This window comes from Gabonibacter chumensis (assembly GCF_024741215.1).
Taxonomy (GTDB): Bacteria; Bacteroidota; Bacteroidia; order Bacteroidales; family Marinifilaceae; genus Gabonibacter; species Gabonibacter massiliensis.
Map to the genome: position 1 here is coordinate 681,994 of NZ_JANSKB010000001.1, position 15,623 is coordinate 697,616.

13 protein-coding genes and 1 tRNA gene are annotated in these 15,623 nt (G+C 41.2%); 7 read left to right on the forward strand and 7 right to left on the reverse strand.

Annotated elements, in window-relative coordinates:
* Genes asnS through NVS78_RS03015 form a run of 3 tightly spaced genes read left to right on the forward strand, consistent with a single transcriptional unit; the run spans nt 1 to nt 3,614 of the window.
* Complete coding sequence (gene asnS, locus NVS78_RS03005; RefSeq protein WP_286358454.1) at nt 1-1,446, forward strand: asparagine--tRNA ligase; 1,446 nt, start codon at nt 1-3, stop codon at nt 1,444-1,446.
* Nucleotides 1,447-1,505: 59 nt separating this feature from the next.
* Nucleotides 1,506-2,996, forward strand: coding sequence for an RNA polymerase factor sigma-54 (rpoN, locus tag NVS78_RS03010; protein WP_286357859.1), 1,491 nt, complete (start codon nt 1,506-1,508; stop codon nt 2,994-2,996).
* A gap of 18 nt (nt 2,997-3,014) precedes the next feature.
* Nucleotides 3,015-3,614, forward strand: coding sequence for a PAP2 family protein (locus NVS78_RS03015; RefSeq protein ID WP_286357860.1), 600 nt, complete (start codon nt 3,015-3,017; stop codon nt 3,612-3,614).
* Here NVS78_RS03015 and NVS78_RS03020 read toward each other — a convergent pair.
* Both NVS78_RS03020 and NVS78_RS03025 read right to left on the reverse strand, forming a co-directional pair.
* Nucleotides 3,611-4,072: an SPOR domain-containing protein gene (locus NVS78_RS03020; protein WP_286357861.1), complete on the reverse strand. Its 462-nt coding sequence runs from the start codon at nt 4,070-4,072 to the stop codon at nt 3,611-3,613. The two genes, NVS78_RS03015 and NVS78_RS03020, sit on opposite strands and share 4 nt — an antisense overlap.
* A 10-nt stretch (nt 4,073-4,082) precedes the next feature.
* Nucleotides 4,083-4,490 (reverse strand): SPOR domain-containing protein, encoded by a 408-nt coding sequence (locus tag NVS78_RS03025; protein ID WP_286357862.1) that lies wholly within the window; start codon nt 4,488-4,490, stop codon nt 4,083-4,085.
* A 111-nt stretch (nt 4,491-4,601) separates the two neighbouring features.
* Between NVS78_RS03025 and NVS78_RS03030 the strand changes: the two genes are divergently transcribed.
* Complete coding sequence (locus NVS78_RS03030) at nt 4,602-5,405, forward strand: peptidylprolyl isomerase (protein ID WP_286357863.1); 804 nt, start codon at nt 4,602-4,604, stop codon at nt 5,403-5,405.
* Between the two features lie 54 nt (nt 5,406-5,459).
* Here the strand turns inward: NVS78_RS03030 and mutS are convergent, their stop codons facing one another.
* Nucleotides 5,460-8,075, reverse strand: coding sequence for a DNA mismatch repair protein MutS (mutS, locus tag NVS78_RS03035; protein WP_286357864.1), 2,616 nt, complete (start codon nt 8,073-8,075; stop codon nt 5,460-5,462).
* Between the two features lie 228 nt (nt 8,076-8,303).
* Between mutS and deoC the strand changes: the two genes are divergently transcribed.
* Nucleotides 8,304-9,164: a deoxyribose-phosphate aldolase gene (gene deoC / locus NVS78_RS03040; protein WP_286357865.1), complete on the forward strand. Its 861-nt coding sequence runs from the start codon at nt 8,304-8,306 to the stop codon at nt 9,162-9,164.
* 89 nt (nt 9,165-9,253) lie between these two features.
* On the opposite strand, the gene NVS78_RS03045 is transcribed toward deoC, so the two are convergent.
* The 4 genes from NVS78_RS03045 to NVS78_RS03060 all read right to left on the reverse strand — a co-directional run bounded on the left by NVS78_RS03045 (nt 9,254) and on the right by NVS78_RS03060 (nt 13,877).
* Nucleotides 9,254-11,620 (reverse strand): efflux RND transporter permease subunit, encoded by a 2,367-nt coding sequence (locus NVS78_RS03045; RefSeq protein WP_286357866.1) that lies wholly within the window; start codon nt 11,618-11,620, stop codon nt 9,254-9,256.
* Between the two features lie 49 nt (nt 11,621-11,669).
* Nucleotides 11,670-11,999 (reverse strand): nucleotide pyrophosphohydrolase, encoded by a 330-nt coding sequence (locus NVS78_RS03050; protein WP_286357867.1) that lies wholly within the window; start codon nt 11,997-11,999, stop codon nt 11,670-11,672.
* Between the two features lie 108 nt (nt 12,000-12,107).
* Nucleotides 12,108-12,560, reverse strand: a complete 453-nt coding sequence (gene dtd, locus NVS78_RS03055; protein ID WP_286357868.1) for a D-aminoacyl-tRNA deacylase — start codon at nt 12,558-12,560, stop codon at nt 12,108-12,110.
* Nucleotides 12,561-12,656: 96 nt separating this feature from the next.
* Nucleotides 12,657-13,877 (reverse strand): aminotransferase-like domain-containing protein, encoded by a 1,221-nt coding sequence (locus NVS78_RS03060; RefSeq protein ID WP_286357869.1) that lies wholly within the window; start codon nt 13,875-13,877, stop codon nt 12,657-12,659.
* Between the two features lie 362 nt (nt 13,878-14,239).
* On the opposite strand from NVS78_RS03060, the gene NVS78_RS03065 reads away from it, so the two are divergent.
* A tRNA-Arg gene (locus NVS78_RS03065) sits at nt 14,240-14,311 on the forward strand.
* A 335-nt stretch (nt 14,312-14,646) separates the two neighbouring features.
* On the forward strand, nt 14,647-15,621 hold the full coding sequence (locus NVS78_RS03070) for a polyprenyl synthetase family protein (protein WP_286357870.1): 975 nt from the start codon (nt 14,647-14,649) through the stop codon (nt 15,619-15,621).
* The last annotated feature ends 2 nt before the right edge of the window (nt 15,622-15,623 follow it).

The following is a 15,623-nucleotide window of genomic DNA, read 5'->3' on the forward strand; positions in this document are numbered from 1 at the left end:
ATGGACACACAAAAACGATTAATCAAAGAGCTGTTACAGTCTGAGGATTGTGACAAAGAGGTCGAGGTAAGTGGTTGGGTTAGAACCAAACGCGGTAATAAACAGGTTAATTTTATAGCCTTGAATGACGGCTCTACGATAAATAATATACAGATTGTCGTGGAAATGAATAATTTCCCGGAGGAGTTAGTGAAAAAAGTGACAACGGGAGCCGCTATTCATGTAAAAGGAATGTTGGTAGAGAGTACCGGAAGCGGTCAATCTTACGAAATCCAGGCAAAGGAGATAGTTGTTTTAGGAGAAGCGGATCCGGATAAATTTCCGATTCAACCCAAAAAGCATTCGTTGGAGTTTTTGCGAGAGGTTGCTCATTTGCGTTTCCGGACCAATATTTTCGGTGCTGTTTTTCGCATTCGCCATGCTATGGCTTTCGCGATACATCAATATTTTAATAATCATGGCTTTTACTATTTACATACTCCTTTGATTACCGCATCAGATTGTGAAGGTGCTGGTGAAATGTTCCGGGTAACGACCCTCGATCCGAAGAACCCGCCTTTGACCGAAAGGGGAGAGGTCGATTTTAAACAGGATTTTTTCGGTAAATCGACAAATTTAACCGTAAGTGGGCAGTTAGAGGGAGAATTAGGAGCTATGGCTTTGGGGAAAATATACACGTTCGGACCGACATTTCGTGCTGAAAACTCCAATACGACTCGTCATCTGGCCGAGTTCTGGATGGTCGAGCCGGAGGCTGCTTTCTATGATTTGAAAGATAACATGGATCTGGCGGAAGATTTCTTAAAATATTTGATTCGTTACGCTTTGGAACATTGTATGGATGATCTTCAGTTCTTGAGTAAGCGTCTTCAGGACGAAGAGAAAGACAAGAAAGCGGAGGATCGTTCCATGGAGTTGATTGAAAAATTGCAATTCGTGCTGAATCATGATTTCGAACGGGTTACTTATACGGAAGCTATTGATATTTTGAAAAATAGCAAGCAAAACAAGAGCGGTAAATTCCAATACCCGATAACGGGGTGGGGAGTAGATCTACAAAGCGAACACGAACGTTATTTGGTTGAGAAGCACTTCAAACGTCCGGTTATTTTGACGGGTTACCCGAAGGAGATAAAGGCTTTTTATATGAAGCAGAACCCGGATGGAAAAACCGTGGCGGCGATGGATGTGCTTTTCCCGCAGATCGGAGAGATTATTGGTGGGTCCCAACGGGAAGAAGATTACGATAAATTGGTGACAAGAATGAAAGAGGTAGGGATTCCCGTGGAAAGTATGAGCTGGTATCTGGATACCCGTCGCTTTGGTTCTGCCGTTCATAGCGGATTTGGCTTGGGATTCGAACGTCTATTACTTTTTGTGACCGGAATGGGAAATATTCGTGACGTGATACCCTTCCCGCGGACACCGAAAAGTGCAGAATTTTAATACAGGAAGAGATTCAAATAACGATTGAATCTCTTTCATTACAACAACGATGAAGAGAGATGCTAAAGCAGAATTTACAACAAAAATTGGGATTGAAAATAAATCCGTTGCAGATTCAGTTGATAAAACTGCTGGAGCTTCCTACTTACCAATTAGAGCAAAGAATAAAGGAGGAATTGGAATCGAATCCCTTGTTGGATTTGGGGGAAGAAGAGCAACAGGAGCACGAGGAGGAGTACGGGGAAGAGAGCGAGGAGGAGTATGATCAAGCTTCCGACGAAGAGGAAGATCACGATACGGTCGAGGATGAATTTTCTTTGGATGATTACCTGAGTGACGATGATGACATTCCCGATTATAAGTTGTCTGCTTCCAATGTTTCCAAAGACGATGACGGACGGGATTTTGTGTTGTCCGGAGGAATCTCTTTTCGAGAGAATTTAATCGCTCAATTGGGGGTAAAGCCATTGAGCGAGATGGATCGTAAGATTGCGGAATACATCATCGGCAATATGGATGAGGATGGTTATTTACGACGGGATATTGAAAATATCGTGGATGATCTGGCCTTTGGTGCCGGGATAGAGATAGATGAAGAAAAAGTACTGCGTCTATTGCATATCGTGCAGGAGTTTGAGCCGGCAGGAGTAGGGGCACGAGATTTGCGAGAGTGTTTATTGTTGCAAATAAAACGTCGTTTGGCAGGAAATCCGACTCCCTCATTACGTCATGCACAGATGATTTTGGAAAATTTCTTTGAGGAGTTTTCCAAAAAACATTATGAAAAGATTACCAAACGTATGCGGCTTTCGGATAAAGAGTTGAGAGAGGCTATCGATGAAATTTTAAAGTTGAATCCTAAGCCGGGAGGACAGGTTTCGGATTCGGTTAATTCCGGTTCTGAAAAAATTATTCCGGATTTTAATTTGGATATTGTAGATGGTGAGTTGCAGCTGAGCCTTAATTCTGGAGATGTTCCGGAATTGAGATTAAACAAGTCTTATCTGAATCTATTGGAGAAATATCAGAAAAGTGCTACTTCGAAAGAAAAAAAAGATGTGGTTTCTTTTGTGAAGTATAAATTGAATTCGGCTCGTTCGTTTATCGATGCCGTAGAGCAGCGTAATAATACCCTCATGCTGACCATGACTGCTATTGTTCAATTTCAGAAACAATTCTTTTTGACCGGCGATGAAAGTCGCTTGAAACCTATGATTTTGCGGGATATTGCAGATATTACGGGATTAGATGTTTCGACCATTTCCAGGGTTTCCAATTCGAAGTATGTACAAACATGGTTTGGAATATATTCGTTAAAGCAATTCTTTTCGGGGAGTATGCCTACCAATAGCGGGGAAGAGGTGAGTACCGGAGAGATTAAAAACGTATTGAAGGAGATTGTAGACCAGGAAAATAAACGTAAACCGTTTACGGATGACGAGTTGGTAGAATTAATGAATAAGAAGGGATATCAAATAGCCAGGCGTACGGTTGCCAAGTACAGGCAGCTATTGGATATCCCGGTTGCTCGTTTAAGACGGGAAGTATAACTTAACAGTGTGTGTGTTATGAAGAATGTCGCTTTTCTTGTGTCTTTATTGGTTCATCCTGTTGTGATCCCTTTGTATGCCTTGTTTATTATCTTCCATTCGGGAACTATTTTTTCTTTTATTCCTTCGCAGACTCAATATACGGCCTATTTGCTAACGATTACCGGTCCTGTTTTTATTCCTCTGGCATGTTTGCCTTTGTTGAAATATTTGCGATTAATAGATAGCTATGCCATGTGGAACAAGCAGGAACGTATTTTCCCGATTCTGATAACGATCGTCTGTTTTTTTGTCGTTGTCTATTTGCTTCGGGAGTTCCCTTACGCCCATATCGTTCGTCAGTTTTACCTGCTTATCATTATTTTATTGTCCGGTTTTCTGTTTGTCACGATCTGTTGGAAAATGAGTATACATATGATGGCGATAGGAGCTTTATGCGGTTTCGTTTTTATCTTGGGAACGAAATATTTTGGGGATGTAATGAATACGCTATCCTTCCTGATCCTGTTATCAGGAGTTCTCGGTAGCTGCAGGCTGTATTTGAAATGTCATACCCCCGCCCAAGTGTACTTCGGATTTTTATACGGAGCTACCTTTATCGTTGTCGTGCTTTATTAATATCGGATCACCCAAAGATCATCCCGATCGAGACGTTTTTTCCAATTATTTGTTTGACGAATAGCCTCTTCTTTATCTCTATACTGGGCGACACTCACGCGGAAGCGATTATTTTTGGTGATGATCCGTGATTCCGTGTATCCTTGTTCTACCAGACGATTCAATCTTTTTTCGGCGGATGATAGTTCTGGATAACTGGCTACGATAACGTAATAGCTTTCCGTGGGAGAAGTGATAATGCGATCTTTTCGCGATGGGCTTCCCGCTTGTAAGGCTTCGGTTTTATGCTCTTGCCGTATGGCCGTCGTGTCCTCTTTCGGCGTAGCTATACTGTCTTTTAAAACGGCAGTCAGATCTCTCGTGACATTTGCCGTCGTCAATTCTTTGGAGTCTAATTTATTATGCTGGCAATGACCGAATAGAAAGAGTATTGCCAGAAATAATAAGATTTTTATCATTCTTCTTTACTTATTTGGCGTGGTACAACCAGGTTTTTTGCTTACTGGCCTCTTTTTGTATATTCTTCAAGGCTACGAGCGCATCCGTTTTTTGAGCATACCCCTCGTAGACGACCAAATAGAGATTCTCAAAATAGTTCAGTACTTCCGCTTCGGAGAAACCTTCTTTTTGGAGTCTTTGACACAGTTTATCCGCGTTGCTTTTATATTCAAAACAGCCGGCAACCAGGAAGTAGTTTTTTTTCTCTTTTGCTATCGGTTTTACATCTTTCGTTTTTTCTACCTCTACCTTGGGAGAAGTCGTGTTTTCCGTTTTAACGACTTGTACGGGAGTCTCTTTTTTCGGAGCTTGTTTTTCTTTGCAAGCTGAAAAAAAAACAAATATTAAAGCGGTTGTAAAAATTAAAACAGTTTTCATGATCGTCTTTTTTTATAAGTTAGCCAAGATGAACACAAAAATATTGTAAATAAAACAAATTCCTCTATTTTTGTCGATGAAATTATTCGTTTTAATTTTAAAATCAGGTTTATGAATAAATTTTTTTTATTGATACTCTTATTCTGCAGCGGTATCTCTTGTAGTAATCAGAAAGAACGGATCGTGAGCATGTCTACGACGATGGGAGATATAAAAGTTAAGTTATATAACGAGACGCCTAAGCATCGGGATAATTTTTTGAAGTTAGTGAAGGAACAATTTTATGATAGCGTTTTATTTCATCGTGTTATTCAAAATTTTATGATACAGGCTGGAGACCCGGAATCGAAAACAGCGGCATCGGGAACTTTATTGGGAGAAGGTGATAATGGGTACACCATCGATGCGGAGTTTCAACCTCGTTACTTTCATAAAAGAGGTGTACTTGCGGCAGCCCGGGAGGGAGATGAGGTGAATCCTCAGCGAAAGTCCAGCGGCTCGCATTTCTATATGGTGCAGGGTGTCGTTTATTCGCCGGAGAAGCTGGATAACACGGTTAAGCGGATTAATGAACGCCGGAAGATCGCTTTGTATAACCGTATCAAATCGGGTTATGAAGCCGAATATGCTCGTTTGCAAAAAGCCGAAGATCAGGAGGGAATGGATCGGTTGACGGAAGAGATATCTCATGCCTGTGACAGTCTTTTTGTTCAAGAAGAGTTGGTGTTAACTCCGGAGCAGAAAAAGATTTATACGACGGTGGGAGGAACTCCTCATTTGGATGGTCAGTATACCGTATTCGGGGAGATTGTCGAAGGAATGGAGGTTATGGACAAAATAGCTGCCGTACAAACCGATGCCAACGATCGTCCTTTGGAAAACGTCGCAATCCTGCACATGGAAATTATTAAATGACCGTTTGAATTGACGATTGCAGAGGTCAATCGTCAATTTGTAACTTAAACGTTTTTAGATTCCGGTGATCTTTTTAATCTCGTTTAGCTTATTCAAAGCCTCAAGTGGGGTTAGACTGTTGATGTCCAAGCCGGCGATTTCGTCTCTAATCTGGAGAAGAACAGGGTCTTCCAATTGGAAAAAGCTGAGCTGGACCCCTTCCCTTTCATGGGCAATCCGACTCACGTTTTTTTGTAAGGTCCCGCTTTTGTTCTTGTCGTTTTCCAGCTGTTTCAGAATCTCAGAAGCCCGTAATATGACGGATTGCGGTAATCCTGCCATTTTAGCGACTTGGATTCCGAAAGAGTGATTTGAACCTCCTTTTACCAATTTACGCAAAAAGACAATTTTATTATTCACTTCCTTTACCGAAACATTGTAGTTTTTGATTTTCGGGAACGAACGTTCCATTTCGTTCAATTCGTGATAATGGGTGGCAAACAGTGTTTTCGTACGGTATTTGACATGCTCGTGTAAAAATTCCACGATGGCCCAGGCAATGGAGATTCCGTCGTAAGTAGAGGTCCCTCTTCCCAACTCGTCGAACAGAACGAGGCTCCGATCGGATATATTGTTTAATATATTGGCGGCTTCGTTCATTTCTACCATGAAAGTAGATTCTCCCAAGGAGATATTGTCTGAGGCCCCGACTCTTGTGAAGACCTTATCGACATACCCGATTGATGCGGAGGCTGCCGGAACGAAACAACCGGCTTGTGCCATAATGACGATAAGTGCTGTCTGGCGTAACAAAGCCGATTTTCCGGCCATGTTAGGTCCCGTGATAATAATGATTTGTTGTCTTTCATTATCTAAAAACAAATCGTTGTGGATATAACTTTCTCCGGGGGGAAGCTGCTTTTCGATGACCGGATGACGCCCGGCTTTTATATCGATAAAATAGGAGTCATTGATTTCAGGACGGTGATATTGGTTCGTGATGGATACGTTAGAGAACGAAATTAAAGCATCGATCCGGGAGATGATATGGGCATTAGTTTGTATGGCTTTGATATAGGATGAGGCAACGAGTAACAATTCGTTGTAAATCGTACTCTCCAACTCCTGAATACGATCTTCTGCACCTAAAATCTTTTCTTCATACTCCTTTAATTCGGGCGTGATGTAGCGTTCTGCATTCACTAATGTCTGCTTCCTGATCCAGGTGTCGGGGGCTTTACTGTTGTGAGTTTTGGTCACCTCGATATAATAGCCGTATACATTATTAAAACCTATTTTTAATGAAGGGATACCGGTTTTTTCTATTTCCCGTTGTTGCATTTGAAGCAGAAGTTCTTTTCCATGGGAGGAAATTTCTCTCAACTCGTCTAACTCCGCGTTAACCCCGGGGGCAATGACATTTCCCTTGTTCAGCTGAGCGGGTGCTTCTTCCTGTATTTGTTGCGCTATCTTTTGGTGAAGAGCCTCGCATTCGTTTAATTGCTCGATCCATTGGGTTAATTGGGGATTGTTGATATTCCGGCAATGTTTTTTTAGCGGGATTAACGTTTGCAAGGCTACTTTCAATTGTACCATCTCTCGCGGGGAGATCCGGCATACGGCAATTTTAGAGGCTAACCGTTCCAGGTCCCCGATGATCCGTAATAGTTGTTCCAGCTCGAGACGTTCGGTTTCGTGTTGAATGAAACTTTCTACGATATCCAGCCGTTCGTTGATCTCTTCCGGAGATTTCAACGGCATGCAAATCCAACGGCGAAGCATCCGACTGCCCATGGGAGTAATTGTTCTATCAATAATATCGGTTAACGAACAACCTCCCTCGTGAAGCGATTCCAATATTTCCAGGTTTCGTAGCGTGAAGCGGTCTAATAATACACAAGTGGATTCATCGATTCGTCCAATAGAGGTGATATGCCCCACCAACTCGTGCTTGGTCATGTCTAAATAATAGAGAATGGCCCCGGAAGCGGCGATACCGCATTCTAATTTATCAATTCCAAAGCCTTTCAGAGAAGAGACATCGAAATGTTTCTTCAGCCGATCTTCCGAAGAATCCGGTTCGAAAAACCAGGCTTCTACCGGGTAAGTATAGTATTTATTTCCGAAAAGTTCATGGAATAAGGCTTCAGAGCCTTTAGGATATAACACCTCTTTGGGTTGAAAACTATTCAATAATTTGTCTACCGTGGAAGGAGTTCCTTCCGTCGTTAAAAATTCACCCGTGGAAAGATCCAACAACGAGATCCCGGCCTTGCTTTTGGTAAAATAGACGGAGGCCAGAAATACGTTATTTTTATTGTCAATGGTATTTTCGTTGTACGAAACACCGGGAGTTACTAATTCTATGACTCCCCGTTTGACTAACTTCTTGGTTTTTTTAGGATCTTCCAATTGTTCACAGATGGCTACTCTCTGACCGGCACGGACTAATTTAGGAAGATAGGTATCTATGGCATGATGGGGGAAACCGGCCAGCTCTACGTCTCCGGGGGAGCCATGAGATCGTTTCGTGAGGGTAATCCCTAAAATCTTTGAGGCAGTGATGGCATCTTCCCCGAAGGTTTCATAGAAATCTCCCATTCTGTAAAGAAGTAGTGCATCAGGATATTGAGCCTTAGCTGCATAGTATTGTTGCATCAAAGGTGTTTGTATTTCTGATTTTGTAGCCATTTGGTTTTGCTTATGAATTTATAGATCGTGTGAGTGTTTACGCATCCCAAAAATAAATATTTTGCATGATATTTGTTTAAAAATCTCAGAAGTATTATGTAATTTTGTCGAACTGAAAACAAGCGAGCATAAGTTTGTTAATAAAAATTAGGGAAGAATAAACTTGGCACGAGGAAATTACGTATAGATATTTCCAGTCGCTTTATGGAGGAAATAAATTGAATGTTTATGAAAAATATATCGGGAATATTAGCTACTTATAATTTTTCGAATTTAGAAGATCGGATAGAGTTCGAGTTGGACGGAGTTATAGAGAAAGAGATTGCTTTGGCCTACTGTCCGGAGAACTTCGAGCTATGTATAACCTGCATGGATTATACGACATTGAAGGTGACGGATACGGATAGGTCCGTGACGGAATTTGTTGCGGAACTGCTTAAGAAAATCAAGAAGAATACTTTGCCTGAGGTAGCTTCGGTATGTGTATTCCCGAAATATGCTTCGATTGTAAAAGACGGATTGAGTGAAACATCCATTAAAACGACTGTCGTGGGAGCTTGTTTTCCCTCTTCTCAATCTTTTATGGAAGTAAAAATTGCAGAGTGTAAAGCGGCCGTTGCCGCCGGGGCGGATGAAATCGATGTGGTTCTCTCCGTGGGGGATATTCTGGAGAGAAATTACGAGAGGGTATACGAGGAGCTTGCGGCCATCCGGGAAGCTTGTAAAGGCGTTTTATTGAAAGTGATATTGGAAACCGGGGAGCTGAAGGATATCGAGAGTATATTTAATGCCGCGTTGATCAGTGCATACGCGGGAGCGGATTTTGTGAAAACATCCACGGGAAAAGTGCCTGTGAATGCTACTCCCGAGTCTGTTTACGTGATGTGTGAAGCCGTTCGTCAGTATCATGCCCAAACGGGTAAAATGGTGGGAATAAAAGTGGCTGGAGGCGTTTCCAAAGTACAAAATGCCATTCGTTACCTAACCATCGTCAACCATGTTTTGGGGAAAGAATGGGTAACTCCTCGCTATTTTCGAATCGGGACGTCCCAGTTAATGGATGATATCTTGAAAGAGATGAAGAAATAATGGAAGACCGGCATAAGCCGGTTTTTTTTTATTAAAAATCCGTTAGTGATAACGGCTGACCTGAGAGCAATGAGGGATCACGAATATATTTATCTATGTTTCTCCCTTCCGTCTTCTTCGTCGAAAATTTGAATGACCGGTTCTTTAAAAGTCTTGTTTGTCGTATGCTTATCTAAGGTCAACAAGAGCGAGGGTAATATAATGAGGTTGGAAAGCATAGCTGCCAATAGGGTGATGGAAACAAGGATGCCTAAAGCAACGGTTCCGCCGAAGTCCGACAAGGCAAAGATTCCGAAACCGAAGAAAAGGATAATGGCGTTATAAATCATGCTTTGCCCTGTCTCTTTCAAAGCCAGGACGGCAGACGACCGAATACTCCAGTTTGTCCCTTGTAACTCTTGCCTGTATTTTGCTAAATAGTGAATGGTCCCGTCGACTGAAATACCAAAAGCAATACTGAATACTAATATGGTCGAAGCTTTGATAGGGATACCGCAGTATCCCATAATAGCGGCTGTAATAATTTGCGGGATGAGGTTTGGCAGGAGGGCGACGATGACCATGCGTTTGCTCCGGAACATCCATGCCATGAAAATGGCGATAAGGATAATGGCTAATAGCAGGGAGGTAAATAGATTGGTGACTAAATACTGGGTCCCTTTAAAAAAGATGACACTTGATCCGGTTACCTTTACAACGTTTCGGTCTCCAGGGAAATATTTCTCAATGATCTCGTATAATTTATTCTCTTTTTCCTGCATTTTTTTAGTACCGATATCCTTTATACGGTAGCTCATCCGGACATTTCTTAGGGTGGAGTCAACAAATGAATTTGCTTTTCCCCCGATACTTCCCGCGGATTGGGAAGCGTATTTTAAAATAAAATTTTTCGTTTGATTGCTCGGCAATTTGTAATAGGCCGATTTCCCGTTATAAAAAGCCTGATTGGCGAATTTAATCACTTCAACGATGGAAATGGGTTTAGAAATGTCTTCGTCTTGGGAGAGTTCTTGGGCTAATAAATCTAATTTCTCCAAGTTGGACAACTTGATGACTTGATTCGGTTTTTTGAAATCAATCGTGATTTCCAAAGGCATTAAACCGTCAAAATTATCCTCGAAAAACAGGAGGTCCTGTCGGATCGGGTCGCTCTCTTTCAGATCGTCTACCATGTACCCTGTAGATTTCATCAAAGAGATACCGATAAACCCTAAAACGACTACAATGGAAGCAGTAATATAAACTTTATTCCGGTGATTAATAATAATTTCAATAACCTTATTTAAGGTGTCGTTTACAAATTTATTATGTAAATGCTTGATTTGCTTGCTGTCCGGAGACGGCAGAAAGCTAAATACGCAGGGAATCATGATCAGGCAAACCAAATAGACAAAGCTGATGCCGATGGAAGCGGTGATACCGAATTCAACGAGAATCTGGCTGGAGGTAACGATAAATGTGGCAAAACCGGCAGCTGTAGTCAGGTTACTAAGGAAAGAGGCGTTTCCTATCTTTTGAATCATTCTCTGTAAAGCCTTGATCTTGTTCCCGTGGCGATCGTATTCAGCGTGAAATTTATTAATCATGAAGACCATGTTGGGAATACAGATCACGATTAATAATGGGGGTAACATAGCTGTTAAAAGCGTGATTTTAATTCCGAGCATAGCCATGACACCTACGGTCCAGCAAACGCATGTAAGTACGATTAATAAACAAAACCCGATGATTCGGAAAGAGCGGAAGAAGAGGTAAAGGATAAAAGTCGAGATCAGCAAGGAGAGAATGATGAACATATACATCTCTCCCTTGATATTTTCGGCGTTTACGACCCGAATGTAGGGTAAGCCGGAATAATGCATTTTAAGCTCGTGTTTGGCAGAAAATCCTTCCGTGATTTTTAAGATATCTTTGACCAGTCCTACGCGTGCCGGGGAGTTCATGACATCAGCCGAAACGGAAACCATCATGCCATAAATCGCTTTTTTCTTGTTAAAAAGTGTTCCGTCGTAAAAAGGGAGATTCTCCACGATTTGAGACAAACTATCGGCTTCCCGCTGGTGTTTGATGTGATGTGGAAATATGGGTTTTATGTCGAATCTGCGATTGGCCGTATCTTTACAGAGATTGAAAGAGTGAGTGATGTCCACTAAGGCGATGACTCCGCGTAAAGCTTTTAAGCTATCGCACATTTGTATCCAATCGTTGAGTTTGTTCACTTTGTAAAAGGAGGTGTCCTGGATGGCAAAAACCATGACATTCCCCTCTTGACCGAATTTTTCATGAAAATCGATGTAATCGAGAAAAGCACTGTCTGTTGATGGGAGAAGATTGGCGTATTCATATGACATTTCGACCTTTCTGATTTGAGAAGCCAGAAAGAGGGTAATAATCGAAATGGCAATAATAAAACCTATCCGGTTTCTAAGAAGAATTCCGGCAATCTTAATCCACATATTTCACATGTTAATTGTATATATTGTCGCAAAAGTAGGATAAATGCATTTAATCTTTAAACAGTTTCGGATTTTTTTTATGTCGCTTTACATCTCTTGCTGTTTTTTTTGCAAAATTATTATTTATGGCGGAGTTTAAATCTACCCCCGTTTGATTGGCTAAACATACTAAAACCCAAAGAACGTCAGCCATTTCATCGGCTAAATTATCTTTTTCTCCTTCTTTGAAAGACTGGTCCCCGTATTTCCTGGCCATGACTCTTGCCAATTCTCCTACTTCTTCTGTCAGAATGGCCATGTTGGTGAGTTCTCCGAAATACTTTACCCCGTAAGTTTTGATCCAGGCATCAACAGCCGTTTGTAATTCTGTCAAGTCCATACTATAATAATTTAAAATTCGTCGTCGTCCTTTTGTTGCTCTTAAAAAGCCATGTTATTCATTCGTTGAAATCTCCTGTTGGAGTGAAGCGTTTACGGATCGGCTGTTTTATAGCTTGTTCTTACTGTCCATGATGATGGTTACCGGTCCGTCGTTGAGGAGTTCTACTTCCATTTCTGCACCGAATTGTCCGGTTTTGATCTCATTTTTAATCTCTTTTTGCAATGTGGAGACGAATTGCTCGTAAAGGGGAATGGAGATGGACGGTGGTGCCGCATCGATATAGGAAGGGCGATTTCCTTTTTTGGTACGGGCCATCAAGGTGAATTGACTCACGGCTAAAATCTCTCCTCCGGTTTCTAATATGGATTTATTCATTACTCCGTTTTCGTCGTCGAAGATGCGGAGATGGATGATTTTTGATACTAACCAATTGATATCCTCTTCCGAGTCGTCCGATTGTATCCCGACAAGTACCAACATGCCTTTATTTATGCTTGAAAAGAGGTGCCGGTTTATGGTGACGCTGGCGCGGGAAACTCGTTGGATGACTACTTTCATGATGAATAAGGTTTAAAATCACGCGGGGGATCTGTTATAAAAACTAAAAGTCGGAGTTCCCTCCAACTTTTAGCTTAAAGTTCATCGTGTATCGTTTTATTTTTTTGCGTACAATTCTTTGATCGCTTCGGCCAATCTCTTCACTCCCTCGATATTTTGTTCCTCGCTCATGTAAGAGAAGTTGATACGCATGGTGTTTTTACCTTTTCCGTTACAAAAGAAAACGGTACCTAATACAAATGCCACGTTCTTTTCGATTGCAATTTTGAAAAGATCTTCTGCATCGTATTGCTCCGGTAAGGTTAAGAACAAGAAAAGACCTCCTTCCGGATGAGTCCAGCTGACGCCTTCCGGCATGTATTTTTCGAATGCCCCTATCATTGCATTCAATTTACCACGATAGAGTTCGACAATCTTTTTCACGTTGGCATCGAAATAGTTCTTTTGGAAGAATTTCACGGTAATCTTCTGTAAAAATGCAGAAGTACAAAGGTCCGTGCTTTGTTTTGCCTTCACGAAGTTGTCAATGATCATCGGGTGTGCCAATACCCATCCCATACGGAATCCCGGCATGAATATTTTAGAGAAAGTTCCCAGCGTGATAACATTACCTTCGCCGTTATCTAATTCGTATAACATATGTTGCGGCTTGCCGGAAAAGCGTAATTCCCGGTAAGGACTGTCTTCAACGATTAAGATCTCGTATTTTTTAGCGATAGCCAAGATCTCTTTTCTTCTGGCATCCGGCATAGTCATTCCGGCAGGATTCTGGAAGTCGGGGATCAAATAGATAAATTTGGGTTTTTCGCCTTTGGCTTTCATATCGGCCAATGTTTTCTCCAGTTCGATGGCGCTCATTCCCTGTTCGTCCTGAGGAATTCCGACAGCAATCCCACCATAGGAGTTAAAAGCACCGAGAGCCCCTAAGTAGGAGGGTAATTCGCAAATATATTTGTCACCCCGGTTAAGGAAAATCTTACCTACAGTATCCAGCCCTTGTTGAGAAGAGGTGATGATGGTGATGTTCTCTTTTGTAACATAACTTAATCCTTGATCCCGGTAACGTTGGGCCAGAATTTCCAATAATTCGGGAACTCCTTCGGTCGAACCGTATTGGCAAGCCGCTGCTCCGTCAGTGGCGATTACCTCTGCACAAATTTCTTGCAATTGTTCTAATGGGAAGGATTCTTTTGCGGGAAGACCTCCGGCAAATGAAATGATTTCCGGTTTCTGAGTCAATTTCAATAACTCTCTGATTGCAGAGCGCTTCATCCCTTTGGCGCTGTCTGATAAAATTTCTTTGTAGTCGCTAACCATGTTTATCTTAATTAAATGAATAGACGCTTAATACTATTTGTGTTGCGAAGTTAATAATAACTTTTTGAAATAAAATTTTTCGTATCAATTTTTTATTAATGCGGGTAGTCCTGCTTTCATTTTTTATGTTTAAAGGCTTTTTTAGTAATAATTTTGTTTCCGTGATCACGATAGATGACGCGTACACCGTGTTTTTTAAGGATTTGAGAGCCTGTCGAAAGAAAACACAAGATGATTAAAAAGGGATCGTATTCCCTTGCCGATATTACCAATGAAATAATAGTGAATTTTTTTGCCGTTGGTTGCCGTTTAAATAATATTTGGAACTGCCATTTTTTTCAATTACTTTTGCAAACCGTAAAGGTCCCATAGTTCAACGGATAGAACGGAAGTTTCCTAAACTTTAAATCCAAGTTCGATTCTTGGTGGGATCACAATTTTTTAATTGATGGTCAATGGATTAGTTTTTGGTTTACGATTTAAGACGGAATTTTGATATTCCCTTTTTAAGTCGTCAATTTGAAAACGATCGTCGATCTTTTTTAATAGCATTTTCACCCTTTTCCCGGGTGCTGGGATTGAATAATCCTTTCATCTCCCTGTTCCTCATCTTTCATCCGTTAATCTCCCAATCTCTTAATCTTCTAATCTTTTAATCTATCTCCTAATCTTTGTAATTTCCTCATTCTTTAATTCTTTTAATCTACGATTGTCGATATATAGTTTTTTTTATACTTTAGCCGAATTATAATGTGTAAAATTTGGGATTATGTATACGATAGACGAACTTCGTGAAATTGTAAAGAAAGAAATGGCGAAACAGGAGTATATAGAAAAGCCTTACTCGCTGTTCGAACCGATTAAATATATTTTGGAAGATGGAGGGAAACGGTTGAGACCGATTTTAACCTTGTTGGCCTATAACTTATACCGGGAAGATATAGAAAGGGTTCTGAAATCTGCCATCGGCATAGAAATCTTTCATAACTATACGTTGTTGCACGATGATGTGATGGATGATGCGGAGTTGAGGCGGGGGAGGCAAACCGTGCATAAAAAATGGAATAACAATGTGGCTATTTTGAGCGGTGATGCTGCTGCTATCACGGCTTATAAATACATTGAGCATTGTGAAGACCGCTACCTGAGGCGGGCTATCGACGGTTTTAATCAGGTGGCGATGGATGTTTGCAAGGGACAACAGTATGATATGGAGTTTGAGACCAGAAATGATGTGACGGAGGAAGAGTACCTTCATATGATTTATTTGAAAACTTCTGTTCTTATTGCGGGAAGTTTGCGACATGGAGCCTTGATCGCGGGAGCTCCGGAACATGAGTATAAAGCCTTGTATGATTTCGGCGGATTCTTGGGCTTGGCTTTTCAACTTCAAGACGATTACCTGGATGTTTACGGGGATGTTTCGGAATTCGGGAAGAACATAGGAGGGGATATTGTTTCCAATAAAAAGACTTATATGTTGATCCGGGCTTTCGAGTTGGCTGATGAGGCGACTAAAAAAGAGTTGACGAGCTGGATTGAGATGAAGGATTTCTGTCCGGAAGAAAAGATTAAGGCCATAACGGATATATACAACCGATTAGGAATCAAACAGGTCACATTGGATGCCATTAACAAATATTTGAAGAAAAGTCGGGAGATATTGTCTCAAATAGAAGTTCCGGAAGAGCGCAAACGGGTGCTTTATGAGGAAATAGACGCGTTGTGTGACCGTAAGAAATAATA

Excerpts from the sequence above, each read along its gene's own strand:
- NVS78_RS03045 (WP_286357866.1), bottom strand. The coding sequence starts at position 11,620 with ATGTGGATTAAGATTGCCGGAATTCTTCTTAGAAACCGGATAGGTTTT.
- NVS78_RS03050 (WP_286357867.1), bottom strand. The coding sequence starts at position 11,999 with ATGGACTTGACAGAATTACAAACGGCTGTTGATGCCTGGATCAAAACT.
- NVS78_RS03060 (WP_286357869.1), bottom strand. The coding sequence starts at position 13,877 with ATGGTTAGCGACTACAAAGAAATTTTATCAGACAGCGCCAAAGGGATG.
- NVS78_RS03020 (WP_286357861.1), bottom strand. The coding sequence starts at position 4,072 with ATGATAAAAATCTTATTATTTCTGGCAATACTCTTTCTATTCGGTCAT.
- NVS78_RS03015 (WP_286357860.1), top strand. The coding sequence starts at position 3,015 with ATGAAGAATGTCGCTTTTCTTGTGTCTTTATTGGTTCATCCTGTTGTG.
- asnS (WP_286358454.1), top strand. The coding sequence starts at position 1 with ATGGACACACAAAAACGATTAATCAAAGAGCTGTTACAGTCTGAGGAT.
- NVS78_RS03025 (WP_286357862.1), bottom strand. The coding sequence starts at position 4,490 with ATGAAAACTGTTTTAATTTTTACAACCGCTTTAATATTTGTTTTTTTT.
- mutS (WP_286357864.1), bottom strand. The coding sequence starts at position 8,075 with ATGGCTACAAAATCAGAAATACAAACACCTTTGATGCAACAATACTAT.
- deoC (WP_286357865.1), top strand. The coding sequence starts at position 8,304 with ATGAAAAATATATCGGGAATATTAGCTACTTATAATTTTTCGAATTTA.
- dtd (WP_286357868.1), bottom strand. The coding sequence starts at position 12,560 with ATGAAAGTAGTCATCCAACGAGTTTCCCGCGCCAGCGTCACCATAAAC.
- NVS78_RS03070 (WP_286357870.1), top strand. The coding sequence starts at position 14,647 with ATGTATACGATAGACGAACTTCGTGAAATTGTAAAGAAAGAAATGGCG.
- NVS78_RS03030 (WP_286357863.1), top strand. The coding sequence starts at position 4,602 with ATGAATAAATTTTTTTTATTGATACTCTTATTCTGCAGCGGTATCTCT.
- rpoN (WP_286357859.1), top strand. The coding sequence starts at position 1,506 with ATGCTAAAGCAGAATTTACAACAAAAATTGGGATTGAAAATAAATCCG.